Origin of the sequence: Sphingopyxis macrogoltabida (genome assembly GCF_001307295.1) — a bacterium.
In the GTDB taxonomy this organism is placed as follows: Bacteria; Pseudomonadota; Alphaproteobacteria; order Sphingomonadales; family Sphingomonadaceae; genus Sphingopyxis; species Sphingopyxis macrogoltabida_B.
This window is the reverse complement of the sequence record NZ_CP012700.1, coordinates 1,776,215-1,798,369: the sequence shown is the minus strand read 5'-3', so window position 1 is coordinate 1,798,369 and position 22,155 is coordinate 1,776,215. Positions and strand designations below refer to the sequence as shown.

Sequence of the window (22,155 nt, the reverse complement as noted above, 5' to 3'; positions counted from 1 at the left end):
TGGGGGATCGCAATGACCAAAAATGTTTTTCGCTCCATAATCGCGGCCGTAATTGGCATCGTGGTCGCGTTCGGCCTGATCTGGCTGGCGCAATATGCCGGGAGCGAAATTTCCCCAGACGCCTATGATCCCGACACCGGCGAGGTGCTGATCCCCGTCGGTTCGACGATCGCGCTGCTCGTCGGCTGGTTCGTCGGCACCTTCGCCGGCGGCTGGATCGCGATGCGTGCATCGGCGGGAAGCGGTGCCGGCTGGGTCGTTGCCGGCGCCGTGATCGGTGCCGCGCTCTATCGCGCGGCGACGCTCGACGATGCCTGGTGGATCATGGCGCTCGGTGCTCTCGTCCCGCTGGCGGCCGTGTGGCTCGCGCAGCGAGTGGCCGGTGCCGCCGCCGACTAGGACAGAGAGCGACCGGAACGCGGCCTATTTGGCAGATTCCTTGTCGATCGCCGCCTGCACCGACTTATAGAAAGCCTCGCGCGCGGCTCCGACACCCTCGGGGTCGGTCGCGGTGGGCCAGTTGCCGTTCGATGCGATCACCAGCTTGCGTTTCGGGTCGATGAAAATCCCCTGCCCGAAGATGCCCTGCGCGGCGAAGCTGCCGTCGTCGTTGGTCCACCATTGATAGCCATAGCCGCGGCCGGGCAGGTCGATCGAAGCCTGTTTGGTCGTTGCCGAAGCGAGCCAGCCGTCGGGCAGCACCTGCTTGCCGCCCGCGACACCCCCGTTCAGGATGAACTGGCCGAAGCGGGCATAATCCTTGAGGCTCGCCGACATGCAACAGCCGCTGATTTCGTGTCCCGTCGCGCCGAGCATCCACACCGCGTCCTGCTCCATGCCGAACGGTTTCCAGATCTTCTCGGACAGATAGGCCGACAGCGTCTTGCCCGTCGCGCTCGATACCAGCACGCCGATCAAATTGGTCTCGCCGGTCTTGTATACCCATTTCGACCCGGCGGGCGCTTCGCGCGGCAAGGTCTTCATATAGCTGACAGTTATGTCCTCTCCCGCGACCGGCTTTTGCAGGTTGAACAGCGCGACATCGGATTTTGGATCGGTGTAATCCTCGTTCCACTTCACGCCCGACGTCATCGTCAGCAGCTGCTGCACCGAGACATCGTCATAGGCCGAACCCTTGAGCGCCGGGATATAGGTCGTCACCTTGTCGTCGAGGCTCTTGATATAACCGTCCTTGACCGCCGCACCGACAAGGGTCGAGGTAAAGCTTTTCGCGACCGAAAAACTCGTCCAGCGCCCCCCGGCGCCATAGCCGAGCGCATATTTCTCGAGCCGGATTTTCCCGTCCTGCACGATGATCAGCCCGGCATTGCGCTGTTTTGCCATATAGGCATCGACGTCGGCCCCAAGATCGAGCGGCTTGCCTTCCGGCAGCGGATAGACGGGGCCGCCGGCCTTGACGGTGTTCACGACAACCTTCGGCACCGTTTCCATCGTGCGGAAAGCAGCGTCGCGTTGATCCTGGGTCCAGAACAGCACATTCAGATCCTTTGGCAGTTGGTCGGTCGTGTCGGAGGTTGCGGGCGCGCTGCACCCCGCCGCCGCAGTGCACACCAGCACCGCCGCCAAAAATCTTCGCATGTCGATTCCTCCCCTGTTTTCAGGCCTTCTTTTCGAGCGTGACTTGCGCGACGTCGATTCCGCCGCCGCGGAAGCCGCCCTCGCAATATTGCAGATAATAGCGCCAGAGCCGCACGAAACGGCCGTCGAAGCCGGCAGGGAGCTGCCCTGCCTCGACCGCCGCGTCGAAGCGTTTGCGCCACTGGCAAAGCGTCTCGGCATAATCGCTGCCAAAGCGCCGTACGTCGCCCCAGGCCAGCCCGCGGGCTTCGGCCAGCGCACGAAAACGGCTTTCCGAAATCAGGCAGCCGCCCGGGAAGATATAGGCCTGAATGAAGTCGCTGCTCGCCGTATATCGCTCGAACAGCGCATCGTTGATCAGGATATACTGAATGGCCGCCTTGCCGCCGGGACGCAGCAGCCGTGCGATCGCATCGAGGTAGGCCGGCCAATAGGCCTCGCCCACCGCCTCGACCATCTCGACACTGGCAATGGCGTCATACGGCCCCCTTGCGTCGCGATAATCGCAAATCTCGACCCGCGAGCGTTGCGAGAGGTCGATCGCATGCAGCCGTGCGTCGGCGATTTCGGCCTGCGATGGCGACAGGGTGATACCGGTGTAGAGCACGTCGTGCCGCTCGACCGCGCGTTCGCCGAGTGCCCCCCAACCGCAGCCGATCTCGAGCAGCCGGCTTCCCGACCGCAGGTCGAGCTGGTCGAGGATTGCATCGACTTTTGCGATCTGCGCCTCTTCCAGCGTCTGATCGGGTTTCAGAAATAACGCGCTGGAATAGTTCATCCCCGTGTCGAGCCACAAACGATAGAAATCATTGCCCAAATCATAATGGGCATGAATGTTCCGCCGCGCCCCGCGACGGTCGTTGCGACGGAGGGCATGGACAATCTTGTTGAGCCAGCGCCACGGCCCGTGCGCGCGACCGACGTCGCCGAGGGCTTCGCCGTTGCGCATGAACAGGTCGAACAGCGGCACCGGGTCGGGTGAAGACCATTCGCCGCGTTCCCACGCGCGGTACCAGCCGACCGAACCCGACAGCGCGAGGCGGACAAGCGACGCCCAGTGATGGAGATGGACCACCGCAGCGGGCCCTTTCCCCCGCCCGCCGAGCAGCCGGACGCTCCCGTCGGGCAAATGGCCTTCGATGGTTCCATAATCGAGGCCGCTGTCGATGCGGTCGAGCATGCGGTGAAACAGTCCCGCCGGCGCCCCGGCGATCAGCCGCGCCGTCAATCCGCCCGAGCGATAAGCCCGATCCGCCCGCAGCAACTCCTTGCCGCGTCTGGGACTGACATGCGTGTTCATAACGCCATCCTGCCGCAAACTTTCCGGCGTGACAATCCGCTGTTGCGCGCCGCCATGACGTCACAGGCCAGGAATGTCCGGTTGACCGGGTCAGGGACGGCTCGCGGTGTCCGGCGCCGTGACGCGAACGGTAAACCGGTCGCGCGCCAGCGGCTGCATATAGCGCTGGTCGCGAAGCAGGATTGCGTCGCCGTCGGCCTCGGCAACCGGCATGCGCGCCCAGAACAGGAAGGCACGTGCCGCGGGATCGGCCTTCACCCAGGTAGCGAGGCGCGGATCGCTCAACCCCGTCGGCGTACCGCTGATGTCGACATGGCCGCCGACGCCGGGAATGAAGCTTGCGCTGCCATAACGATCGGCGGTGCGCCAGAAGATGTCACGTTTCCAGAAGGTCAGCGGCGGCGGACTCGCGACGACGAGCGCATCGCCCTTCCCGCTCGCGCGCAACGCATCGGCCGCCATGTTTTCGGCAGCCCCCGTGATCAGGCCGTTGGCAAAGATATAGATGGCAACGGCGGCAAGACCGATCCCCGCCGGCCGCTGCCAGTTCGCCGCGCCGCGCCGTTCGCGGCGCAACGAAAGCCAGACCGACACGCCCAGCGCCGCCCATATCCACAGGTCGATAATGAACAGCGTATCGCCATAAAACCAGCGATGACTGAACGGCTCGAGCAGGCGGATGCCGTAATTGTTGAGCCAGTCGAGCGCCGGATGGCTGAAGCAGCCGATATAGGCGAGCGCGAGCAGCCAGCCCTTGTGAACGGGCAGCCGCGTTGCCGGCCGCTTGCCGCGCCTTTCCTGCCAGCGGTCGAACGCGATCATCAGCCCCCACAGCAGGAGAGGCAGCAGGAGCAATGCGATCGGCCCGTGCGTGACGCCGCGCCGCATCGCGAGCGATTCGATGCCATATACGGCGCAGGCGGCGTCGATATCGGGCAGGTTCGCCGCGATGATCAGCGTCGGCATCGCAAGGCCAGTCTTCTTCTTGAGACCGGCCTGCGCCAGGACGGCGCCGACGAGGCTGTGGGTCAGATTATCCATGACGGCCTATAGAGCCGACCCGGCGACCGGCAGCAAGGCTCAGAGTGCCGGGCCGCCCTCGGCCACCGTCCACGTCTGCCCTTTCTTGAGCAGGCTTTGCAGGTCGGCCTTCTTGCCCTCGGCCGCCGCCTTGTTCTGGCGGACGACATCGGCCTCGAAGGTCGGGCGCGGGTCGTCGTAGAGGACGCCCAATGCCATCGGAAACTCGCCGAACCGCATTTCGACGAGCATGTGCGCGACGCTGCGGTTGGTGACGTCGTGGACGATCACGCCCGCGGCCTTCCAGTCGCCGTCGACGACATCGACGGTCTTGAGGTGCAGCGCTTCGCTGTCGAGCGCGATGCCCTTGGTGCCCTTGGCATAGAGCATCGGTTCGCCATCCTTGAGCCAGAGCTGGCGGTCCTCGGCGCCCTTCGGCGCCGCGAAATCCTCGAACACGTCTTTATTATAGACGATACAGTTCTGGAAAATCTCGATAAACGCCGCGCCCTTGTGCGCATGCGCGGCCTTCAGGACGTTCGGCAGTTCCTTCGATACGTCGAAGCCGCGAGCGACGAAGCGCGCGCCGGCCCCAAGCGCAAAGGCGGCGGGCTGAGCCGGGCGGTCGACCGAACCGTAAGGCGTCGACGGGCTCGTCGTGCCGACCCGGCTGGTCGGCGAATATTGCCCCTTGGTCAGCCCGTAAATCTCGTTGTTGAACAGCATGATCTGGCAATCGAGATTGCGCCGGATCAGGTGCATCGTGTGGTTGCCGCCGATCGACAGCCCGTCGCCGTCGCCGGTGACGATCCAGATGTCGAGGTCCGGATTGGCGAGCTTCAACCCCGTCGCGAAGGCCGGCGCGCGGCCGTGGATCGTATGGAAGCCATAGGTTTCCATATAATAGGGAAAGCGCGACGAGCAGCCGATGCCGCTGATGAACACGGTATTTTCGGGCGCCGTGCCGATTTCGGGCATCGTGCGCTGCACGGCCTTCAGGATCGCATAGTCGCCGCAGCCGGGGCACCAGCGGACTTCCTGATCGGTTTCCCAATCCTTGAGCGTTGTCGGGCGCGCGATGGTGGTCATCTCGTTCATTAGAGGGCTCCCTCGATCGCGGCTTCGACTTCGGCGATGGTGAATGGCTGGCCCGACACCTTGTTCACCGGCCTGGCGTCGACCAGATACTGGTCGCGCAGCACCGTCTTGAGCTGGCCAGTGTTCATTTCGGGCACGATCACCTTTTCATAGCTTTTGAGCAGCTCGCCGAGATTGGCGGGCAGCGGCCAGATGTGGCGGAGATGGATGTGGCTGACGTCCTTGCCCTCGGCGCGCTTGCGACGCACAGCCTGATGGATCGGGCCGAAGGTCGAGCCCCAGCCGACCACCGCCAGCTTGCCGCCTTCGGCACCCAGTTCGACGACCTGATCGGGAACCTTGATGCCGTCGATCTTCGCCTTGCGGATATCGGTCATCGCCTGATGGTTACCCGGCGCATAGTTGATGTGGCCGGTGCCCACTTCCTTCTCGATCCCGCCGATGCGGTGGAGCAGGCCGGGCGTGCCGGGCTTGACCCACGGCCGCTTGAGCTTCTCGTCGCGGCCATAGGGTTTGAAGCCCCCTTCGGGGACGTCGGTCAGGAACTCGACCGGGAAATCCTCATACGCCGTCAGGTCGGGCACCGCCCACGGTTCGGCGGCGTTGGCGATATAGCCGTCGGTCAGCAGCATCACCGGGGTCATATATTGCACCGCGATGCGGCACGCCTCGATCGCGCATTCGAACGCATCGCCGGGCGAGCGCGCGGCGATCACCGGCATCGGCGCGTCGCCGTTGCGGCCATAGACCGCCTGATAAAGGTCCGACTGCTCGGTTTTCGTAGGCAGGCCGGTCGACGGACCGCCACGCTGTGAATTGACGATGACCAGCGGCAATTCGGTCATGATCGCGAGGCCCATCGCCTCGCCCTTCAGCGCGATTCCCGGGCCCGACGACGAGGTCACGCCAAGCGAGCCGCCGTAGCTGGCGCCGATCGCCGAACAGATGGCTGCGATTTCGTCTTCGGCCTGGAAGGTCGTGACGTCATATTCCTTGAGCCGCGACAGATGATGCAGGATCGCCGACGCCGGAGTGATCGGATAGCCGCCAAAGAACATCGGCAGTTTGGCAAGCTGGGCGCCCGCGACGAGACCGAGCGCGATCCCTTCCGCGCCCGTCAGCGTGCGATAGAGCCCCGGCGCGACGGGTGCCGGATCGACATGATGCTGCTTGAGCGGGCCTGCGAGCTCCGCGGTTTCGCCATAGGCATGGCCGGCATTCAGCGCCGCGACGTTGGCCGCCGCAACGTTGGGATCTTTCGCGAACTTGCCGTTCAGCCAATCGATCAGCGGCTGGCGGTCGCGGTCGAACATCCAGAGCGCGAGCCCCAGCGTCCACATGTTCTTGCAGCGCAGCGCTTCCTTGTTGCCGAGCCCGAAGGGCTTGACCGCATCCATCGTGAGCTGGCTGATGTTGAGCTTCAGCAGTTGCCATTTCGCGAGGCTGCCATCCTCGAGCGGGTTCGCGTCATATTTGGCCTTGGCGAGATTGCGGTCGTTGAACTCGCCTTCGTCGGCGATGATCAGGCCGCCCTGCTTGAGCGCGGGAACATTGGTCTTGAGCGCCGCGGGGTTCATCGCGACAAGGACGTCGGGCGCGTCGCCTGCGGTGTCGATCGCCGACGAGCCGAAATTGATCTGGAACGCCGACACGCCAAACAGCGTGCCCTGCGGCGCGCGAATCTCTGCCGGGAAGTCCGGGAAGGTCGCAAAGTCGTTGCCTGCGAGCGCGGACGACAGCGTAAACTGGCCGCCGGTCAGCTGCATCCCGTCGCCGGAGTCGCCGGCAAACCGCACCACCACTGCATCCGAAAGGGGGGACTGCCTTTTGTCGGCCCGGTCCTCTACCGCTGTCGCCATTCTTGTTCCGCCTCAAAAAAATGCTGCAAAGCTATAGCTGGCCTAGGCCTGTCCGCGGCAAGCCGCAATTCAGAAAAAATTGTGCGCCGCAAAGCGGGAGGCGGGAGTCGGTTTCGATTTGCCATTGATTATGGGAAGGCGATGCCGAATAGCTGAGCGAAACCAGAGCAGCGTTGCAGAACCCGGGAGAGGATAGAGAATGACCGACAGCACGACCCATTACACCCGCCCCGACGTCGCGGCATTTCTGGCCTTCCTGAATGCGCAAGAAGGGCCGAAGATGGAGGAAATGCCTCCCGCGGGCGCGCGCGAGATGATGCGGGCGATGGGCCAGCTCGCCGACGTACCGCGCGGCGAGATCGCCAAGGTCGAGGACCGCATGATCCCGGGCCCGGACGGCGACATTCCCATCCGCCTCTACGACAATCGCCCCGATCGCGAAGCCGGTCCGGTGATGGTTTTCTATCATGGCGGCGGCTGGGTGATCGGCGACCTCGAAACGCACGATCCCTATTGCGCCGAAGCCGCGCGCATCCTCGACATGCCGGTCATCGCGGTCGATTATCGCCTCGCCCCCGAACACCCCTTCCCCGCTGCCCCGATCGATTGCGAGGCCGCAACGCGCTGGGTCGCCGACAATATTGCCTGCACCGGTCTAGTCCTGTCGGGCGACAGCGCAGGCGGCAACCTAACCATCGTAACGGCATTGGCGCTGCGCGACGAACCGGCAGCGAAGCCGGTGATCGCGATCCATCCCATCTATCCCGCGGTTACGACGCACAACGACTGGCAAAGCTATCGCGATTTCGGCGAGGGCCACTTGCTGACCGAGGGCAGCATGACCTGGTTCGGCAATCATTATGCCGCCGATCCCGCCGACCGCCGCGCCGCGCCGATCGACTTTCCCGCCGACGGCCTGCCGCCGACGCTGCTGATCACCGCCAGCCTCGACCCGCTGCGCGATCAGGGCCGCGCCTATGCCGCCAAGCTGATCGAAGCGGGCGTGCCGACCACCTACCGCGAGGCGAAAGGTACGATCCACGGCTATATCTGCCTTGCGCAGGGCATCCCGAGCGCCAAGGACGACATTCGCGGCGCATTGACGGTCTTGAAGGCGATCGTCGCCGAGGCTACCGGAGCGGCATGATCGACCACAACGCCCTGCCCTATCGTCCCTGCGCCGGAGTCATGCTCGCGAACCGCGACGGGCGCATCTTTGTCGGGCAACGCCTCGATACGACCAGCGAGGCCTGGCAGATGCCGCAGGGCGGGATCGACGACGGCGAGAGTCCCGAAGAAGCGGCGATCCGCGAACTCGGCGAGGAAACCGGCGTGCACGGCGGGCTGGTCGAGATCATCGCGCGCAGCCGCGAGGAATATTTTTACGACCTGCCCGACCATCTGATCGGCAAGATGTGGGGCGGAAAATATCGCGGCCAGCGCCAGCACTGGTTCCTCATGCGCTTCATGGGCGCGGACAGCGACGTCGATATTCACACGAAACATCAGGAATTCCGTGCCTGGAAATGGGCCGAACTGAATGAGATCGAAAAACTGATCGTGCCGTTCAAGCGCGTGCTTTATCGCGGGCTGGTCGAGGAGTTCGGCCCGCTCGTCTGATCGCGCAGCGCCAGCGCGGTCCGGAATACATCGGCGAACATGCCCGGCGTAAGGCGGCCGGTATTCGTGTTGTAGCGCGAACAATGATAGCTATCGACCAGATGCCGCCCGTCGGGCAGCGCATGCACGGCGCCATGCGCAAAGGGAAATGCGGCAGGCCTCCCGCCGACCGCCCGCAATGCGGCATCATGGGCAATCCGGCCCAGCGCGACGATCACCCGCACATTCGGCAATGCTGCAAGCTGGGTTTCGAAAAAGGGCCGGCAATTGGCGATTTCGGCCGGGGTCGGCTTGTTCTGCGGCGGCAGGCATTTGACGCTGTTGACGATGATCGCGCCGTCGAGCGTCATGCCGTCGTCTATCCGGCTGTCATAGCGCCCCCTGCTGAGGCCGAATAAGGCGAGCGTGGCGAACAGAAGGTCGCCTGCATAGTCCCCGGTGAACGGCCGCCCGGTGCGATTGGCGCCGTGCTTGCCGGGCGCCAGCCCTGCGAGCGCCAACCATGCACCGGGGTCGCCGAACGCATAAACGGGCGCGTTCCACCAATCGGGATGCTCGGCCCGGCATTCGCGGCGCAGTTCCACCAGCCGCGGACAGCGCGGGCAATCGCGCGGCGGCTCGGTGCCCGGCAAGGGACTATCAATCGTCACCGGGCTGCGATAGGCGCTGGCGCATGCGCGATGCAACGCCCCTGCAACTCTACGCGATCGGTCTCGGCTCGAATCGCCGCCACGCCCGCTTCGGCGATCCGCGCCACGTCCTCATGGCGGCGCTGGCCGCGCTCGAGAGCGACGATATCGAGCCGGTCGACGCCAGCCCGATCATCGCGAGCGCACCGCTCGGACCATCGCGCCGCCGCTACGCCAATGCCGTCGCCCTGGTCGCATCGCCGCTCGACCCGCCCGAAATGCTCGAGCGACTGAAGGCGATCGAAGCCGGATTCGGACGGCGGACGGGACAGCGCTGGAGCGCGCGAACGCTCGATCTCGACATATTGCTCTGGTCGGGCGGCGCGTGGAGCGACACCGTGCTGACGGTCCCGCATCCGGAAATGACCCGGCGCGGCTTTGTCCTGAACCCGCTGATGACGATCGCCCCCGAATGGCGCCATCCGGTTGCCGGGCGCAGCGTCAGGCAGCTTGCGGCGCGATTGAACCGGGCGAAGCCGGTTGACCCGAACGCATCAGCGCACTAGGGCGACGGCTCACTTCGCGTCGGGCCTGTCCCGCACCGCGATGGGGCCCTTAGCTCAGTCGGTAGAGCAACTGACTTTTAATCAGTAGGTCGCTGGTTCGAACCCAGCAGGGCTCACCATCTCGTATCAAGGACTTAGGCAGAATTGCCGCACATCATCCGACCGCTCGTGTCCGGCAGGTGTCCGGATTCTCAACGAGAAGTTTAGAGCGCGATCACCGAGCAGCTTGGTCCAACAAGGTAGAAGTCGTCGCCTGTCTCGACGACATCCTGATCACCGGGTTGGAAGGCACGCCGGAAGCCGATCAGCCGGGCGGTGCCGCCCTCAATCCGCACTGACTCGATGCCTCTTTCGACGATCGCCGAGCTTGGGAACACTTTTCGGTGTACCCGTTCGACGCTTACGAGCAATTGGCTATCATTAACACAATCTAAGCCTGATTTGTCTCCGACCGAATGTCAAACGGCGTTCAAAAGGGACCCCCGATCGGCGTCGAAGAGGGACCCCCTTTTCGGATAATATGATGCTGGTTTGTTGAAGATGGCCTTGCGCTGCGTGCGGCGGAGGGCGGGCGTAGCCCGACCGGAGGCGCGCGCAGCGCAAGATAGATTTTTGAAGGCGCCGAAGGTGGCTGTCAGCTGCGGTTTTTGAAGCGCCAGCTGTCGTTGCCCGTCTCGACGATATCGCAGTGGTGGGTGACGCGGTCGAGCAGCGCCGTGGTCATCTTGGGATCGCCGAACACGGTCGGCCATTCGCCGAAGGCGAGGTTCGTGGTGATGATGACGCTGGTCCGCTCATAAAGCTTGCTGATGAGGTGGAACAGCAACTGCCCTCCCGAGCGGGCGAACGGCAGATAACCGAGCTCGTCGAGCACGATCAGGTCGAGCCGCGACAGCTGCGCCGCCAGGGTCCCGCCTTTGCCGATCCGGGTCTCCTCTTCGAGGCGTGTCACCAGATCGACGGTGTTGAAGTAGCGGGCGCGAGCGCCCCTTCGCACGACATTGGCGGTGATCGCGATGGCGAGGTGGGTCTTGCCTGTCCCCGTGCCGCCGACCAGCACGATATTGCGGCGAGGCGGGAGGAAGGAGCCATCGTGAAGGGAGCGGATCATCTCCTCATTGATCGGTGTGCCCTCGAAGCTGAACCGCTCCAGGTCCTTCACCACGGGCAGCCTCGCAGCCGTCATCCGATAGCGGATGGAGGCTGCATCCCGGTGGGTCGCCTCAGCACGGAGCAGGTCGGTCAGTATCTCCATGGTGGTGCGCTTGCGCTGGAGGCCGGTGGTGACCGCCTCGTCGAACGCCGCCGCCATGCCCTTGAGTCCGAGGCCGCGCATCGTGTCGATCATATCATGCCGCTGCATCATAGCCTCGCAGCAGATCATAGCGGGCACAGTCGGCGAGCGGAGGATGCTGCAGCATCCGGTCTTCCGAAGTGACGATGCTGTGGGGTGTCGCCGGCTCGCGGCGCCGGGAGAGGATGTTGAGGATCAGCTCGTCGCTGGCCGTTCCGTTCGCCAACGCTTCGCGCACGGCAGCCTCTACCGGCTCCAGGCCATCGGTGAGCACCGCCGAGAGGACCCGCACGAACCTGCGATCGGCCTCGTCCCCGGTGCCGAGCCTTCGCCGTAATCGGTGCAGGGCGGGCGGCAGATCCCAGTCCTGGAACGGTGCGCCGTTACGCAGCGCGCCGGGCTTGTGCGCGAGGACCGGCAGATAATGCCAGGGATCGTATATCGTGCGGTTCCGACCGAAGTGGCGCTCATGCTCCCCGACGATCGCATCGCCGCAGCGTATGACGATGCGATCGGCATAGGAGCGCACCTGAACGGTCCGGCGTGCGGCCGTCGACATGACCGAGTAGCGGTTGCGATCGAAGCTGATGAGGCAGGTGCCGGTGACGGCATGCTCGCTCTCATGGAAGCCGTCGAACGGTGCCAGGATCGGCTGCAGGGCCGGTCGCTCCATATCCAGCGCCTCGGCGACGGTAATATCCCCGCGTTCGGGATGGGCATGATGCTCGGCCCAGCGCCGGCACTCGGCCTCCAGCCACCCGTTGAGCTCGGCCAGGCTGGCGAACCGGAGTCGCGGCTGGAAGAAGCGGCCTCGGATCGTCTGGACCTGCTGCTCGACCTGGCCCTTCTCCCATCCCGCCGCCGGCGAGCAGGCGGTCGGCTCGACCATGTAATGATCGGTCATGATCAGGAAGCGGCGGTTGAACACACGCTCCTTGCCGGTGAACACGGCCGTCACCGCCGTCTTCATATTATCGTAGATACCGCGTCGCGGCACACCGCCGAAGAACGCGAACGCCCGGGCATGGGCATCGAACAGCATCTCCTGGCCCTCGCGCGGATAGGCCCGGACATAGGGTGCGCGCGAGTCGCAGAGACGCATATGCGCCACCTTCACCCGCATCGGCTTGCCGGCGATCTCCACATCCTCGTGGCTCCAGTCGAACTGGTAGGCCTCACCCGGCTGGAAGGTCATCGGGATGAACGCCGGTGCGCCTTCGCCAGCATCCTTCCGCCGCGCAGCACGCCAGCGCGCCGCATAGCGGCGCACCGCATCATAGGATCCATCGAACCCCTCGCGCACCAGCAGGTCATGGATACGCGTCATCCGTAGCCGATCGCGGCGGCCGCGACCTTCGTTCTCCTCAAGCAGCGCATCGAGACGATCCTGATAAGGACCGATCCGCGGCAGCGGCTGGACTTTGCGCTGATAGTTGAACGCCGCCTCCGGCGACCGGATCGCTTTGCGGACGACCTTCCGCGACAAACGAAGGTCACGAGCGATCGCCTTGATCGCCTTACCCGCTGCATGCTCACGCCGAATCCGAACCACTGTCTCCACGATCAACATCCCGTTCTCGCCAACTGATCAAAACCAGTCGGCCGACTAAATCCCCGGGATGAAGGGGTCCTTTTTGCACGCCGATCACCCCACGAAGGGGGTGCCTATTGCACGCTGATCCTCAGACAAGCATGTTGTCCATTTTGCAACCGGGCTCATAAACACGCGCGACCGCGCCGATCATCCATTTTGACCCCACAGTGCGCTCGTATTCTCTCGAGGGCGTCCCAAACAGGCTTGGCAGCATGGCGTCGAGACGTGCCGTGCCGTCCCACTTCAATCCGTCAAGATAGTCGCGGATCGGGTGGTAGGTATTATTGAGCGCCAGACGTGCTACGGCCTTCCGGAGATCACCGTCGCGCGGCTGAAAATTCGCACCCTCGACGATCATCTGAATATCGACGAGCTGGGCGTCTTCGATCTGCACGCCGCGCCAATCGGCCACGCCCGTCAGTTCATTGAAGCGAATATTCGGACCAAGCTCCGGTAGCCAGCGCAGATGGACCATGAGATTGCTGAGGGTTCGCTTTGGCCCCTTCTCGCCCATGTCGAGGTGATGACGCCAAGCGCCGAGTTCGTGCACCGTCGCGCTCATGCCGCACCGCTCTTCCGGCATATGTCGACGATCGCCAAGCCTTCGGCGCGGGCCCAAGTGTCTGCCGTCTCGAAGGCGTCGGCATAGCTGTCATAGCTCCAACCTGCGACAAGCTTGCCGCAACTGTCGATGCGATTGACGAAATAGGATGACCAGCCGATGTCGAACGATATCCGAATGTGGTCTCGGCGGCGCTCAATCGGGAAACGAAGGATCTCACCCATCGGCCCGCTCCCGCTTGCCGCGTCCTTGCATCGCCTCGACAATATCAGGATTCACGACGGCCCAGCCGGTCGGCTTGACCTTGCCCCCGGCGGCGTCGATCGCCCGGACGCCGGCGTCTGCCATGACCGCGGGGCTAAAATGAGCCGCGCTCATGGGCGCCACCTCCGCCCGGCCTCGGGTGGGTTGGGATAGGCTGCCTTTCTTGCGCCCTTGGGCAGGTTGAGGTATTGAGGTTTCCGATTAGGAGCCGCCACAGCCCAGATCGACGCCCCGGTTCGCCCGGGGCGTTTTTGTTCAGGCGGGCGCATCATGCAGCAGCCTGACTGGTCGACAGGCGCTGATCACTGCGAGCCCACTCTTCGAGCTGATTGCGATCATAGCGAACGTGCTTCCCGCCCAGCTTGAAATAGGGCGGGCCATTGCCGGCAATGCGGTAGGCGTTCAGGGTGTGAGTGCTCAGGCCAACATGCGCAGCAGCCTCTTTCACCGTCAGAAAATCTTGCATTGGGGTGTCTCCGTTTATTTCGACGGAGAACCAGATATTACGATTTATGACGTGATGCGAACATATAGGGGTCCGATAAGGGCGCCCGAAAAGCCAAGCCTATTCCTATGCTCGCGACGGACAGGCCCGATCATCGGTGCACCATATCTAAGTCCGAGCATCAATGCTCATTGCTCGGACTAAGCTATTTGCGAACGCCGTGCGCGCGAGTAAATTTCAGGAAGGCTTTGCGGTTCGACCAAGCCTTCTGGACGGTGGATCGAGCTATCCCGAACTTGTCCGCGCAATGCCGCACCGCAGATTCATGCCCGCCCCTGTCGAACGCGCCAGCGGCCTCCATCTCCAATGCGATGGCCAGTTCCGAAACGAATGCTTTGTGCCGCGCCGCCCTGCCTTGGCCCGCCTTCAGATCGGGGTGACGCACAAACTTAAGGCGATGATCCGTCTCGCGCGCTTCGCCATTTATCGCCCGGATCAAGCCTCGCACGACATTAACGTCGAGTGGGATCGGGTCGGCCAAGGTTTTGCTCTCGGTCAGCAGTTCTCCAAGCAGGTCGGCGAGAGGCTCGAGCACGCCTTCTTGCATTCCCTGAATGGCGAGAAGCTCCGCTTCGGTGAGTCTGCCGTCTTTCATTTCGCGGCCGCCTCATCGGGCACCGCGACTGCAATCTTGCCCGCCTTCCGCGTGAAGTCGGCACCGGCAGCATTTAGGGCCGCGTGGATCGCCTCGATCGATGCCGCGGCGACCGCCAGTCCGGATTCGAAGCGCGCGATGGTGATGCGAGATATCCCGCATTTTTCGGAGAGATGATCGGCGCTCCAACTTAAGCCCGCGCGCGCCATCTTGCATTGTGCCGGTGTCATGCCCTTACGAATAGTATCAGTTATCGCTTGACGCAAGCATTAACCGTATTTACAAACGATATCACCAAGGCCAGAAGCCAAGGCGCGTCGAGGCAGGACGGCAATCCCAACCCCGACGCTGATCGAAACCTTCACGGGAAGGAAACGACTATGACTGTCGATAGCACCGGTGCGCCTGCGAGTGCCACAGCATTTACCACGAAGCCGACTCCCAGCATGACCCGGTTCGCAATGTGCCGCGCGGCTTTCCTAGCGGCAAAGGCGGCATTTCATCGCCACCGCGACGAGTGCAGGCCCGAACGCGCAGATGATCATGAAGGCAACAGAGCCTATGAAGCATCCTACCAGCCGCTCGTCGACGCATGGAACGGCGCTGGCATGGCCGCCGTGCGTTGCCCCGTCTCTTCGGCACATGACCTGGCCGAAAAGCTCAAAATTTTTCGCGAGGAGGATATGTTCAACAACGAGGCGGCTGCCGAGCTGGTTGGCATTCTCATCGCAGACGCCGCGCGGATCGGGGGTGCAGCGTGACGACCGCTCTTCTGGACATGTTCACTGCAACGCCCCAGCTCAGCGCGGCTGATCGGCGTGACGCCCGCAAAGTGGGCCTGCGAATGGCGTCGAGCCGGTCGTCGTCACCTGCGCAAAGAGCGCTAACAGCGACCGCGGCAGAGCGTGCCTTTGCGAACCGTAGCCACGATCATATGGGCGTCGCGATCTTCATGCGCGGATCCACGCGAGAAGAGATAAAGGAACTTCACGCGGCGATGCGAGCCGGCACCAATGGGCAGCTAGACCGACCGCTGGCCTATGTCGCCACCACTTTGAGAAAGTTGAATTGGAACGAGCGTCGGGAAGCGTGGCGGCTGTTCGGTCAGGGGCTAATCCTATGACCCCGCCCCGCAACCCCGCCCGGGCGTGGGAAGTCGCCATCGCTTTCACGTGCATTGCACTGGTCGCGTTCGGCTTCGCATTGGCCGACCTCGCCGAACGGGTGCTGAAATGAGCGCCGCAGCTATCCGCCAGTGCGGCACCGTCTGCGGGTTGGAGTTTTTCAACCCGCGGCATCGCGCAACGGTCCAGCAGGGCGATCTCCGGATCGATGAAACCGACGACGACGACCGCTCGCCCTATACACGCGAGCAAGCTGAATTCGCGAAGCGAAGCCATGCTCATATGTCGCTGGCGATCTTCATGAAGCCGTTGTCTGTGTCAAAGCTGGTGCCGATAGCCGTCACGCTAAGCATGGGTCGGGAATGCGATCACCTTCCCTATCCGCGCGACTTCGTGGCTCGAACCCTGCGAGATCTCAGCGATGACGAGCAGGCAGAGGCTTGGGACCTTTTCGGCAAAGGGGTCGAGCCGTGAGCGCGCTGCGGCCCATCATGGCCAAAGGGTTGGCGTCGAGCCTTCCCCTCGACCTCGCACTAGAAATCATTCCGTCGCTGCCCCGCCCGGTTCTCGAGCGCATGGTGGCGAGGATGATAGACAGGCTTGATGAGCTGGACGGTGATCCAGATATCGAGCCCAACGGGGACGAGCAGGATCACAGCGGCGGCGAAGATGATTGCGATCCGTCGTGCGACCGGATTCGAGGCCTCGGTGCTGGCTGCCCTCTCGGCGATCCTGACGAGATCGAAAGAGACGGTGGGCAACCTATCTACGACGGAGAAGATCAGTCCGTGATCATATTGCCCGGCCCGAAAGGCTACGTGCCTACCCGATGGCAAGTGACCTGATTAACGGGCCGGTCAAAATCGGGGCGTCGGGTTTCGGCTCCCCGCCCTCACCCGGCGGGGTTACGACTCGACTCCCGCCCGAATAGGCCTAGGGTCTCTCCACAAAGGCTTTCCTGCGACCCGGAAAGCCGATGGGGCTTCCTTTGGTCAAGAGCACAGAGGATGGAAGAGGCCCTGTCGGACAGCAGGGCCTTTTCTGCGTCCGGCACCTAAACTTGATTTCGCTAACGCTGCGGCAACTATGCCGATCGCGCCGCGTTAACCGACCGCGCCTGTCCTCCTGTCTTCTGATGGGCGCTGGGCTAAACTAATCCCCGCCGGGCAAACGTCTCTCCGGCGGGGATTTTTGCAGCAACCGAACGCGACATCACGCGTTCCCCCACCGCTCCTCCAAAGCACCGAGCCGGATCGCTGTTAGCCGTCTTCTCAACGATCCGCTCCCGATCCCGCCAGGCCTCGTGTCTGGCGGGGTTTTTGGTGTGGGGGCGCCCGCTGCATTTGCTGAGGCCGAAGACCTGGCAATTGTCAGTAAGGTTGACGCATTTACGATAACTCGATAAAATTATTGCTTCTTCTGTCCTTCTAATTTCCCGAGGGCGGAGGGGTCAGCATGAAAATGCCGGAAGGTCCTGTGTCCACTGCAGGGCCTTCTTGATTCCCACCTTGTTTACTTTTCAGTAACCAAGATCATCATAAATTCTGTGTCAGGACCTCCGGATCGAGAGCGTGCGGGCTGTCGATCTTTCTCAAACCGGGTTTGCGCCCGGCTTTCACAGCGGGCCAAAGGCGTCGTACGCCGCGCCCGGAGAGGAGGCGAGATGCTGCGATGCAGCCACCCTTGCGCCGACGAGCTGGGCGCGCCCCATCCCCAAAAACCAGCTACCACGGAGCGGCGTTCGTCTGAACGTCATCTCACGATCTGTCGCATCGCCAGAGTCCGGGGTCCGAATGACATTGGCCTTTGGCGGATACGTAATATCTCGGACGATGGGATAATGTTTGCTGCCGAGGCAGCGACATCGGTAGGCGACGAGCTGGAGATCTGGTTGTCCGACAGCATATCGCTCAGAGGCGAGGTCGTTTGGATCAAGAACGGCCTCTGCGGCGTGGCTTTCTACGACAAGATTGACGCAGCAGGCACCTTGCAAGCGCTGGCGTCAGAGCAGGTTGCCGAACGGCATCGAGCACTTCGCCTCCCAATCGAGGCCGACGCGATCATAACGCTTCGTGATAATTCATATCCGATAGACCTTGTCGACATATCCCATCGAGGCGCCGGCTTCCGCTTTGCCGTTATGCTCGAACCCGGGACCGAATTGAACCTGCTCCTGCCAGGCGGAGAATTGACGCGGCGCGCGGTCGTTCGCTGGTCAGAAGGCAACCGGGGCGGACTTTGGTTCGTTCAGCCTCTTGGATCATCCGATCTTGAGAGCATGGCGCGCTTCCGGGAGAATATGACCCAGTGACACAGCGTGGCGAGGCGACGATGAGACTACGTCGAACTTCGTCTCCGGATAAGCGAGAACAATTTGTGCCAGAACGTCGGAGCACTCTTCTGAACGGCTGGTACGGCCTTATCCAAATCGGTGACGGCTGGAGGCCGCTTACGATCCCAGAAAACTGGCGGTCGCTGATGGTGTCCGAGGGCCGCAAAGCGGGGGCCACGCATGTCGGCTACTGGGATGGTCGCGACTGGATCCATATCGAGGCCGTGGACTAGGTGTGACTCATTACTGCGGGGCATTATTCCGCAGGCGTCCGTTCTCGTTCCGGGGAATATCCGTGCGCAAGTCCGTCCCGGCGCTGGTCGCCGCACAAGCTCAGCACGGATCAGTCCGACAGCGCTGCGTCGATCATAGCCGCGAAGCAGGCTTCGATGATCTCGATCTCGCTGGCACCGCCTCGTTGCAGGCGCCGGAACGTCGACAAGGCTTCGGGAGCCAGTTCCGGACCGCTCGCTCGCAACGTCTCAATGGCGGCCCGAGCCTGCTTTCCATACCAATCGGCGCGGCGGCCAAAGAGCATTTCTCCCCTCTCCGAGCCGTCGATTTCGATATCGTCACAAGCGCCGACGGCGCGCGCCGCGCGCTCGATCGGAGTGCAGGGCTCAACCGCGCTGATCATTGCCTCGATCCGAATGCGGATATCGTTATCGGGAATGCTGACGCCCAGCACGCTATCCATAGTCGGCATTGGTATCCCCTTATATCGAACGAGCGCTGTCCGGGCGATGCAACGAATGCTCGCCGCGCCAGTTCCAACCGATCTTTAAAAAAGGATTGTTGCGCTTTGCGAACCATCCGATTCCGTCGGACAGTTGCGTCGACTGGTCGCCAATCGTCGTGAGGCGCAGCCTCAGGGTATGGCGTTGCTACTCATTAGAGGGTCGCGCTCGCCAGCCAAGTCCCTTAGCGATTTATCGCAACGAGGTTGACGAAGTGCGACAAGGCGCGCAGCCGACGATCAGAGGCGGGGGCTTCTGATTCGAGTGCGACCCACCATGACCGACGACGAACCCGAAACCTACGACTGGCAAGAGGTCGCGGTTTCCTTCCCCCGCTTAGGCCGACTGATGACCCGTGATGGTGCCCGTCTACGCATTCTGTGGCCGGGCTATTATTTAGCTCGCCGATCGCGGACGATGGGGAAGACGATCTATCGGAGGCGATAGGAAGCTAGGCCGTCTCTGCCTCTACGGCCTTCGGCGCGATCAATCCCGCGACATGCCCCGCCCACGCATCCAGCGCCTCGCGCTTCTCGTCGAGGAAATCATAGAGCCCATAAACGCGATCCATTGGATCTAGACTCGATATGTGGTTGAGCACGCGCTGCGATATTTCCGACGAGATTTTGAGCGCCTGCATCCCGGTCTTGGCCGTACGGCGAAGGTCGTGAAGGCGCCAACCCTCGATCGCGACGCCCTCACCCTTGGCAGCGTCCGCGACAGCGCTGTCGAGACGCGCCTTGGCCTTCGAAACCCCGCTAGCCGGCGTCTTGTTGTTAGTCGTGAAGATGAGCCCCGACCTCGGCCACTTCTCCTGTGGCGATAAACCTGGCTTAGGGACGAGCGCGGTAATCTCCTGCATCACCATGCCCGTCAGAGGCACGGCATGCGGTTCCTTATTCTTGGTGCGATCGCCGGGGATGGTCCACACGGCCTTTGCCTTGTCCAACTCCTCCCAGCGCATCCCAAAAACCTCGCTGCGCCTCTGCCCGGTCAGTAGCAGGATCCGAAACGCAGGACCGAACGGATAATCGACTTTGCGGGTCGCGCGCCAAACGATCGGCAATTCGGCATCATCAAGCACGCGGCGGCGGCTGGCAGGCTTCGCGGGCGCGCGGAGGTGGGCAAAGGGGGTGTCGTCTACCAATTCGCCTTCAAAGGCCCATTTCCAGAGAATGCGACCATAGGAGAAGACGCTGGACCGCATGGCAACCTTTGCAGGCGCGATGGCGTCGATCGCAGCCTTGAAATCGCCGCGGCCGATCTTGTCGATGCGCTTGCCTTCGAATTGGCCCTTGAGATGCCGGACGACGGTCGCCGCGATGCGCTGGCTCGAATCTCGTCGCGGCTTCCCCTTGGCATCGACCTTGTAGCTTTTCAGCCATGCATCCGCGACGCGCGAAAAGTCGCGATCAAGATTGGCCCGCCGCTCCTGCTCCTTCGCTTCATCGCGCGCTGCGTCATGGTCGAACGGGTCAACGCCGGTATCGACGAGGCGTCGCAGCTCGGATGCGCGTTCTCGGGCCTGATCGGGGGTCCATGGACCGTGTCTGCCAATGGTGTAGCGCCGATCGGTCTTTGCGCCGGCCATCCGATACTGCAGGACGTAGGCCTTTGCCCCGCCGGGACTGACCCGCAGGCCGAACCCGGCAATGGCGCCCTTCCCTTCATCCCAGAGAAACCAAGCCGCCGAGCGGAGTTCGGCCGCATCCACCGTGCGCTTCGTTATTGCCATTGCTCACCCTTGAGTAAGTGTCTCGGTAAGTATGCGAGCGACAACCAGAAATGACAAGATACGAAAATCTATGATGACGAATGACGAAAATCTGCCGATTTTACGAACCTCAACCGCACAATATCATCATCTGCGACGCAATATGATACGGCTTCGTTGACTTTTAATCAGTAGGTCGCTGGTTCGAACCCAGCAGGGCTCACCACCACCAATCCTTGCCGATTGCCTCAGATCAGTGGAATGAAACGGTGCCGCTCCGTGCGATCAGCACATAGGCGGCGGTACCGGCCAGCGAAAGATACAGGAAGTTCAGCAGGATATAACCCGCGGCTTCGCGGCGCCAGCGCCGCCGCGATCGGTTGAGGCTGGTCAACCGCTCGGCCTGTCCGCCTTTCAGGAACAGAAAGGCGGCGGCTCCCGCGGCAAGGAAGAAAAGCAGCCAGATCGGAAGACCGAGATCGTCGGTCACGGCGCCGATGATGGCCGAAAGCAATAGCGAAACGATCATGAGCATATGCCACTCCCTCGCCCCGGTCGCGCTTTCTACCCCTGTCGTGCTGATTTGCAACGGATTCTCTATCGGCGGGAGAATGCCCTTCCGGCCGACAGAGAAATCGAATTCATTTCCAGACGGCCGCCGCGACACGCAGGAAATTCTCGCCCATGATGCCGCGAAGATCTTCGGCGCTATACCCTTTCGCCAGCAGCTTCTCGAGGATCAGCGGGACCGTTGCCGGGCTGAGGAAGGCCCAGGGCAGCTCGGGCATACCGATCTTCTTGGCGACGTTGCCCTTATAGAAATTATAAAGCGCCTCGCAGTGTCCGGGGGTCATATAATCGAGCCCGAGCGCGATGTGCTGCGGCCCGACCAGATCCGCCATATAATCGATGATGGCGATGATCGTGTCGACCTTTACGCCGCCGGGCTCGCCGATGAATTGCCCCACGCCGTTCACGCCGATCACGCCCCCGGTCGCGGCGCAGGCCTTGATCTGATCGTCGCGGATGTTGCGCGGGTGATCGTAGAGCGCACGCGGATTGGAATGCGAAAAGATGCACGCCTGGGTCGATGCCTCCATCGCGTCCATCGTCGTCCGGTACCCCGAATGCGAACAATCGACGAGCATGCCGACGCGGTTCATTTCGGCGACGAGGTCGCGGCCGAAGGCCGACAGGCCGCCGTCATTCTTCTGCGCTTCGATACAGCCCGTGCCGACATTGTTCTGGAAGTTATACGCCATCAGCATCCAGCGGACGCCGAGTTTGTAATAGGCGCCGACATTGGCCAGGTCGCGGCCGACGGCCTCGCTGCCCTGAAAGTGGAAGCCGACACCGATCTTGCCCGTGCGCTTCGCCTCGCGGATATCGTCGACGCTATCGACTACGATGAAGTCGTCGGGATGAAGGCTGAGCGAATGCCGCATTTTCGCGAGCGTGGCATAGACCTGCGACGGGGCGGCTTCATTGTCCTGCGCCAGCGTCAGCGACGTATAGGAGTATCCCGTCTGGCGACGCGCCAACAGCTCTTCTTCCACATCGGTCGGCGGTGAAGGAAACAACATGTCGCACAGGATAGCGTCGGCGAGCGCCGGAATGTCCGCCAGCGAAGCCGTAGTTGTTTGATCCGCCGTCGCCATATTCACTCCTCTCGCAGTATAAATTCCACCATGTTGTCGTTCGGGCAGGTCCGACCCCTCCGCGACGATTGTGGTGTCCGGGCAG

Annotated in this window: 29 protein-coding genes and 1 tRNA gene; 11 read left to right on the top strand and 19 right to left on the bottom strand. The window is 62.7% G+C overall.

Translation table 11 applies throughout. From position 1 onward, the window contains the following. The first annotated feature begins 12 nt into the window (after positions 1 to 12). Positions 13 to 399 carry a hypothetical protein gene (locus AN936_RS08455; RefSeq protein WP_054587776.1) on the top strand — a complete coding sequence of 129 codons (387 nt, stop codon included), beginning with the start codon at positions 13 to 15 and terminating at the stop codon, positions 397 to 399. Positions 400 to 423: 24 nt separating this feature from the next. Here AN936_RS08455 and AN936_RS08450 read toward each other — a convergent pair whose 3' ends face one another. The 5 genes from AN936_RS08450 to AN936_RS08430 all read right to left on the bottom strand — a co-directional run bounded on the left by AN936_RS08450 (position 424) and on the right by AN936_RS08430 (position 6,876). Next, positions 424 to 1,599, bottom strand: a complete 1,176-nt coding sequence (locus AN936_RS08450) for a serine hydrolase domain-containing protein (RefSeq protein ID WP_054587775.1) — start codon at positions 1,597 to 1,599, stop codon at positions 424 to 426. Positions 1,600 to 1,618: 19 nt separating this feature from the next. Beyond that, entirely contained in the window at positions 1,619 to 2,899 is a 1,281-nt protein-coding gene (locus AN936_RS08445) for an SAM-dependent methyltransferase (RefSeq protein WP_054587774.1), read from the bottom strand. A gap of 90 nt (positions 2,900 to 2,989) precedes the next feature. After that, the gene (locus AN936_RS08440) at positions 2,990 to 3,940 is read right to left on the bottom strand and encodes a metal-dependent hydrolase (RefSeq protein WP_054587773.1); all 951 of its coding nucleotides are present in this window, start codon (positions 3,938 to 3,940) and stop codon (positions 2,990 to 2,992) included. 39 nt (positions 3,941 to 3,979) lie between these two features. Then, positions 3,980 to 5,017 (bottom strand): 2-oxoacid:ferredoxin oxidoreductase subunit beta, encoded by a 1,038-nt coding sequence (locus AN936_RS08435; protein WP_054587772.1) that lies wholly within the window; start codon positions 5,015 to 5,017, stop codon positions 3,980 to 3,982. After that, complete coding sequence (locus AN936_RS08430; protein WP_054587771.1) at positions 5,017 to 6,876, bottom strand: 2-oxoacid:acceptor oxidoreductase subunit alpha; 1,860 nt, start codon at positions 6,874 to 6,876, stop codon at positions 5,017 to 5,019. Before AN936_RS08430 ends, AN936_RS08435 begins: the two co-directional genes overlap by 1 nt. A 199-nt stretch (positions 6,877 to 7,075) precedes the next feature. Here AN936_RS08430 and AN936_RS08425 point away from each other — a divergent pair, with 199 nt between their 5' ends. Together AN936_RS08425 and AN936_RS08420 are read left to right on the top strand one after the other, a co-directional pair. Next, positions 7,076 to 8,023 (top strand): alpha/beta hydrolase, encoded by a 948-nt coding sequence (locus tag AN936_RS08425; protein ID WP_054587770.1) that lies wholly within the window; start codon positions 7,076 to 7,078, stop codon positions 8,021 to 8,023. Then, positions 8,020 to 8,496: an RNA pyrophosphohydrolase gene (locus tag AN936_RS08420; RefSeq protein ID WP_054587769.1), complete on the top strand. Its 477-nt coding sequence runs from the start codon at positions 8,020 to 8,022 to the stop codon at positions 8,494 to 8,496. Before AN936_RS08425 ends, AN936_RS08420 begins: the two co-directional genes overlap by 4 nt. Here AN936_RS08420 and AN936_RS08415 read toward each other — a convergent pair. Further along, entirely contained in the window at positions 8,457 to 9,146 is a 690-nt protein-coding gene (locus AN936_RS08415; RefSeq protein ID WP_054587768.1) for a uracil-DNA glycosylase, read from the bottom strand. The genes AN936_RS08420 and AN936_RS08415 overlap by 40 nt on opposite strands. Positions 9,147 to 9,169: 23 nt before the next feature. Between AN936_RS08415 and folK the strand changes: the two genes are divergently transcribed. The 3 genes from folK (at position 9,170) to AN936_RS25045 (ending at position 10,029) form a co-directional block, all read left to right on the top strand. Then, positions 9,170 to 9,691 (top strand): 2-amino-4-hydroxy-6-hydroxymethyldihydropteridine diphosphokinase, encoded by a 522-nt coding sequence (gene folK / locus AN936_RS08410; protein WP_054587767.1) that lies wholly within the window; start codon positions 9,170 to 9,172, stop codon positions 9,689 to 9,691. A 43-nt stretch (positions 9,692 to 9,734) separates the two neighbouring features. Next, positions 9,735 to 9,810: transfer RNA gene (locus tag AN936_RS08405), tRNA-Lys, on the top strand. A 60-nt stretch (positions 9,811 to 9,870) separates the two neighbouring features. After that, positions 9,871 to 10,029: a hypothetical protein gene (locus AN936_RS25045; RefSeq protein WP_158500067.1), complete on the top strand. Its 159-nt coding sequence runs from the start codon at positions 9,871 to 9,873 to the stop codon at positions 10,027 to 10,029. Positions 10,030 to 10,325: 296 nt separating this feature from the next. Here the strand turns inward: AN936_RS25045 and istB are convergent, their stop codons facing one another. The 8 genes from istB to AN936_RS08370 form a co-directional block, all read right to left on the bottom strand. Then, a complete protein-coding gene (gene istB / locus AN936_RS08400) occupies positions 10,326 to 11,054 on the bottom strand; it encodes an IS21-like element helper ATPase IstB (protein WP_031304487.1) in 729 nt (242 codons plus the stop codon). Beyond that, on the bottom strand, positions 11,041 to 12,555 hold the full coding sequence (gene istA, locus AN936_RS08395) for an IS21 family transposase (protein WP_021238707.1): 1,515 nt from the start codon (positions 12,553 to 12,555) through the stop codon (positions 11,041 to 11,043). The genes istB and istA overlap by 14 nt, the downstream gene beginning before the upstream one ends. Before the next feature lie 112 nt (positions 12,556 to 12,667). Then, positions 12,668 to 13,141, bottom strand: coding sequence for a VapE domain-containing protein (locus AN936_RS08390; RefSeq protein ID WP_054587766.1), 474 nt, complete (start codon positions 13,139 to 13,141; stop codon positions 12,668 to 12,670). Then, positions 13,138 to 13,365 carry a hypothetical protein gene (locus AN936_RS08385; RefSeq protein ID WP_054587765.1) on the bottom strand — a complete coding sequence of 76 codons (228 nt, stop codon included), beginning with the start codon at positions 13,363 to 13,365 and terminating at the stop codon, positions 13,138 to 13,140. The genes AN936_RS08390 and AN936_RS08385 overlap by 4 nt, the downstream gene beginning before the upstream one ends. Next, complete coding sequence (locus tag AN936_RS25745) at positions 13,358 to 13,489, bottom strand: hypothetical protein (protein ID WP_257719799.1); 132 nt, start codon at positions 13,487 to 13,489, stop codon at positions 13,358 to 13,360. The genes AN936_RS08385 and AN936_RS25745 overlap by 8 nt, the downstream gene beginning before the upstream one ends. A gap of 184 nt (positions 13,490 to 13,673) precedes the next feature. Beyond that, the gene (locus tag AN936_RS08380) at positions 13,674 to 13,871 is read right to left on the bottom strand and encodes a helix-turn-helix transcriptional regulator (RefSeq protein WP_054587764.1); all 198 of its coding nucleotides are present in this window, start codon (positions 13,869 to 13,871) and stop codon (positions 13,674 to 13,676) included. A gap of 184 nt (positions 13,872 to 14,055) precedes the next feature. Next, complete coding sequence (locus AN936_RS08375; RefSeq protein WP_054587763.1) at positions 14,056 to 14,505, bottom strand: hypothetical protein; 450 nt, start codon at positions 14,503 to 14,505, stop codon at positions 14,056 to 14,058. Continuing rightward, positions 14,502 to 14,714, bottom strand: coding sequence for a helix-turn-helix domain-containing protein (locus AN936_RS08370; protein WP_054587762.1), 213 nt, complete (start codon positions 14,712 to 14,714; stop codon positions 14,502 to 14,504). Before AN936_RS08370 ends, AN936_RS08375 begins: the two co-directional genes overlap by 4 nt. Before the next feature lie 237 nt (positions 14,715 to 14,951). On the opposite strand from AN936_RS08370, the gene AN936_RS08365 reads away from it, so the two are divergent. From AN936_RS08365 to AN936_RS08350, 4 genes are all read left to right on the top strand, one after another. Beyond that, positions 14,952 to 15,266, top strand: coding sequence for a hypothetical protein (locus tag AN936_RS08365; RefSeq protein WP_054587761.1), 315 nt, complete (start codon positions 14,952 to 14,954; stop codon positions 15,264 to 15,266). Continuing rightward, positions 15,263 to 15,628 carry a hypothetical protein gene (locus AN936_RS24655; RefSeq protein ID WP_149037630.1) on the top strand — a complete coding sequence of 122 codons (366 nt, stop codon included), beginning with the start codon at positions 15,263 to 15,265 and terminating at the stop codon, positions 15,626 to 15,628. Before AN936_RS08365 ends, AN936_RS24655 begins: the two co-directional genes overlap by 4 nt. 109 nt (positions 15,629 to 15,737) lie before the next feature. Then, positions 15,738 to 16,103 carry a hypothetical protein gene (locus tag AN936_RS08355; RefSeq protein WP_054587759.1) on the top strand — a complete coding sequence of 122 codons (366 nt, stop codon included), beginning with the start codon at positions 15,738 to 15,740 and terminating at the stop codon, positions 16,101 to 16,103. Next, positions 16,100 to 16,474, top strand: a complete 375-nt coding sequence (locus tag AN936_RS08350; protein WP_054587758.1) for a hypothetical protein — start codon at positions 16,100 to 16,102, stop codon at positions 16,472 to 16,474. The genes AN936_RS08355 and AN936_RS08350 overlap by 4 nt, the downstream gene beginning before the upstream one ends. A 770-nt stretch (positions 16,475 to 17,244) precedes the next feature. Here the strand turns inward: AN936_RS08350 and AN936_RS25455 are convergent. Beyond that, on the bottom strand, positions 17,245 to 17,385 hold the full coding sequence (locus AN936_RS25455; protein ID WP_234715860.1) for a hypothetical protein: 141 nt from the start codon (positions 17,383 to 17,385) through the stop codon (positions 17,245 to 17,247). Between AN936_RS25455 and AN936_RS08345 the strand changes: the two genes are divergently transcribed. Further along, positions 17,326 to 17,940, top strand: a complete 615-nt coding sequence (locus AN936_RS08345; RefSeq protein ID WP_234715827.1) for a PilZ domain-containing protein — start codon at positions 17,326 to 17,328, stop codon at positions 17,938 to 17,940. The two genes, AN936_RS25455 and AN936_RS08345, sit on opposite strands and share 60 nt — an antisense overlap. A 364-nt stretch (positions 17,941 to 18,304) precedes the next feature. Here the strand turns inward: AN936_RS08345 and AN936_RS08340 are convergent, their stop codons facing one another. From AN936_RS08340 to AN936_RS08325, 4 genes are all read right to left on the bottom strand, one after another. Continuing rightward, a complete protein-coding gene (locus AN936_RS08340) occupies positions 18,305 to 18,667 on the bottom strand; it encodes a hypothetical protein (RefSeq protein WP_149037629.1) in 363 nt (120 codons plus the stop codon). Between the two features lie 482 nt (positions 18,668 to 19,149). Then, entirely contained in the window at positions 19,150 to 20,433 is a 1,284-nt protein-coding gene (locus tag AN936_RS08335) for a tyrosine-type recombinase/integrase (RefSeq protein WP_084758246.1), read from the bottom strand. 232 nt (positions 20,434 to 20,665) lie between these two features. Beyond that, on the bottom strand, positions 20,666 to 20,947 hold the full coding sequence (locus tag AN936_RS08330; protein ID WP_054587754.1) for a hypothetical protein: 282 nt from the start codon (positions 20,945 to 20,947) through the stop codon (positions 20,666 to 20,668). 106 nt (positions 20,948 to 21,053) lie between these two features. Next, on the bottom strand, positions 21,054 to 22,070 hold the full coding sequence (locus AN936_RS08325) for a dipeptidase (protein WP_054587753.1): 1,017 nt from the start codon (positions 22,068 to 22,070) through the stop codon (positions 21,054 to 21,056). Positions 22,071 to 22,155: the final 85 nt, after the last annotated feature.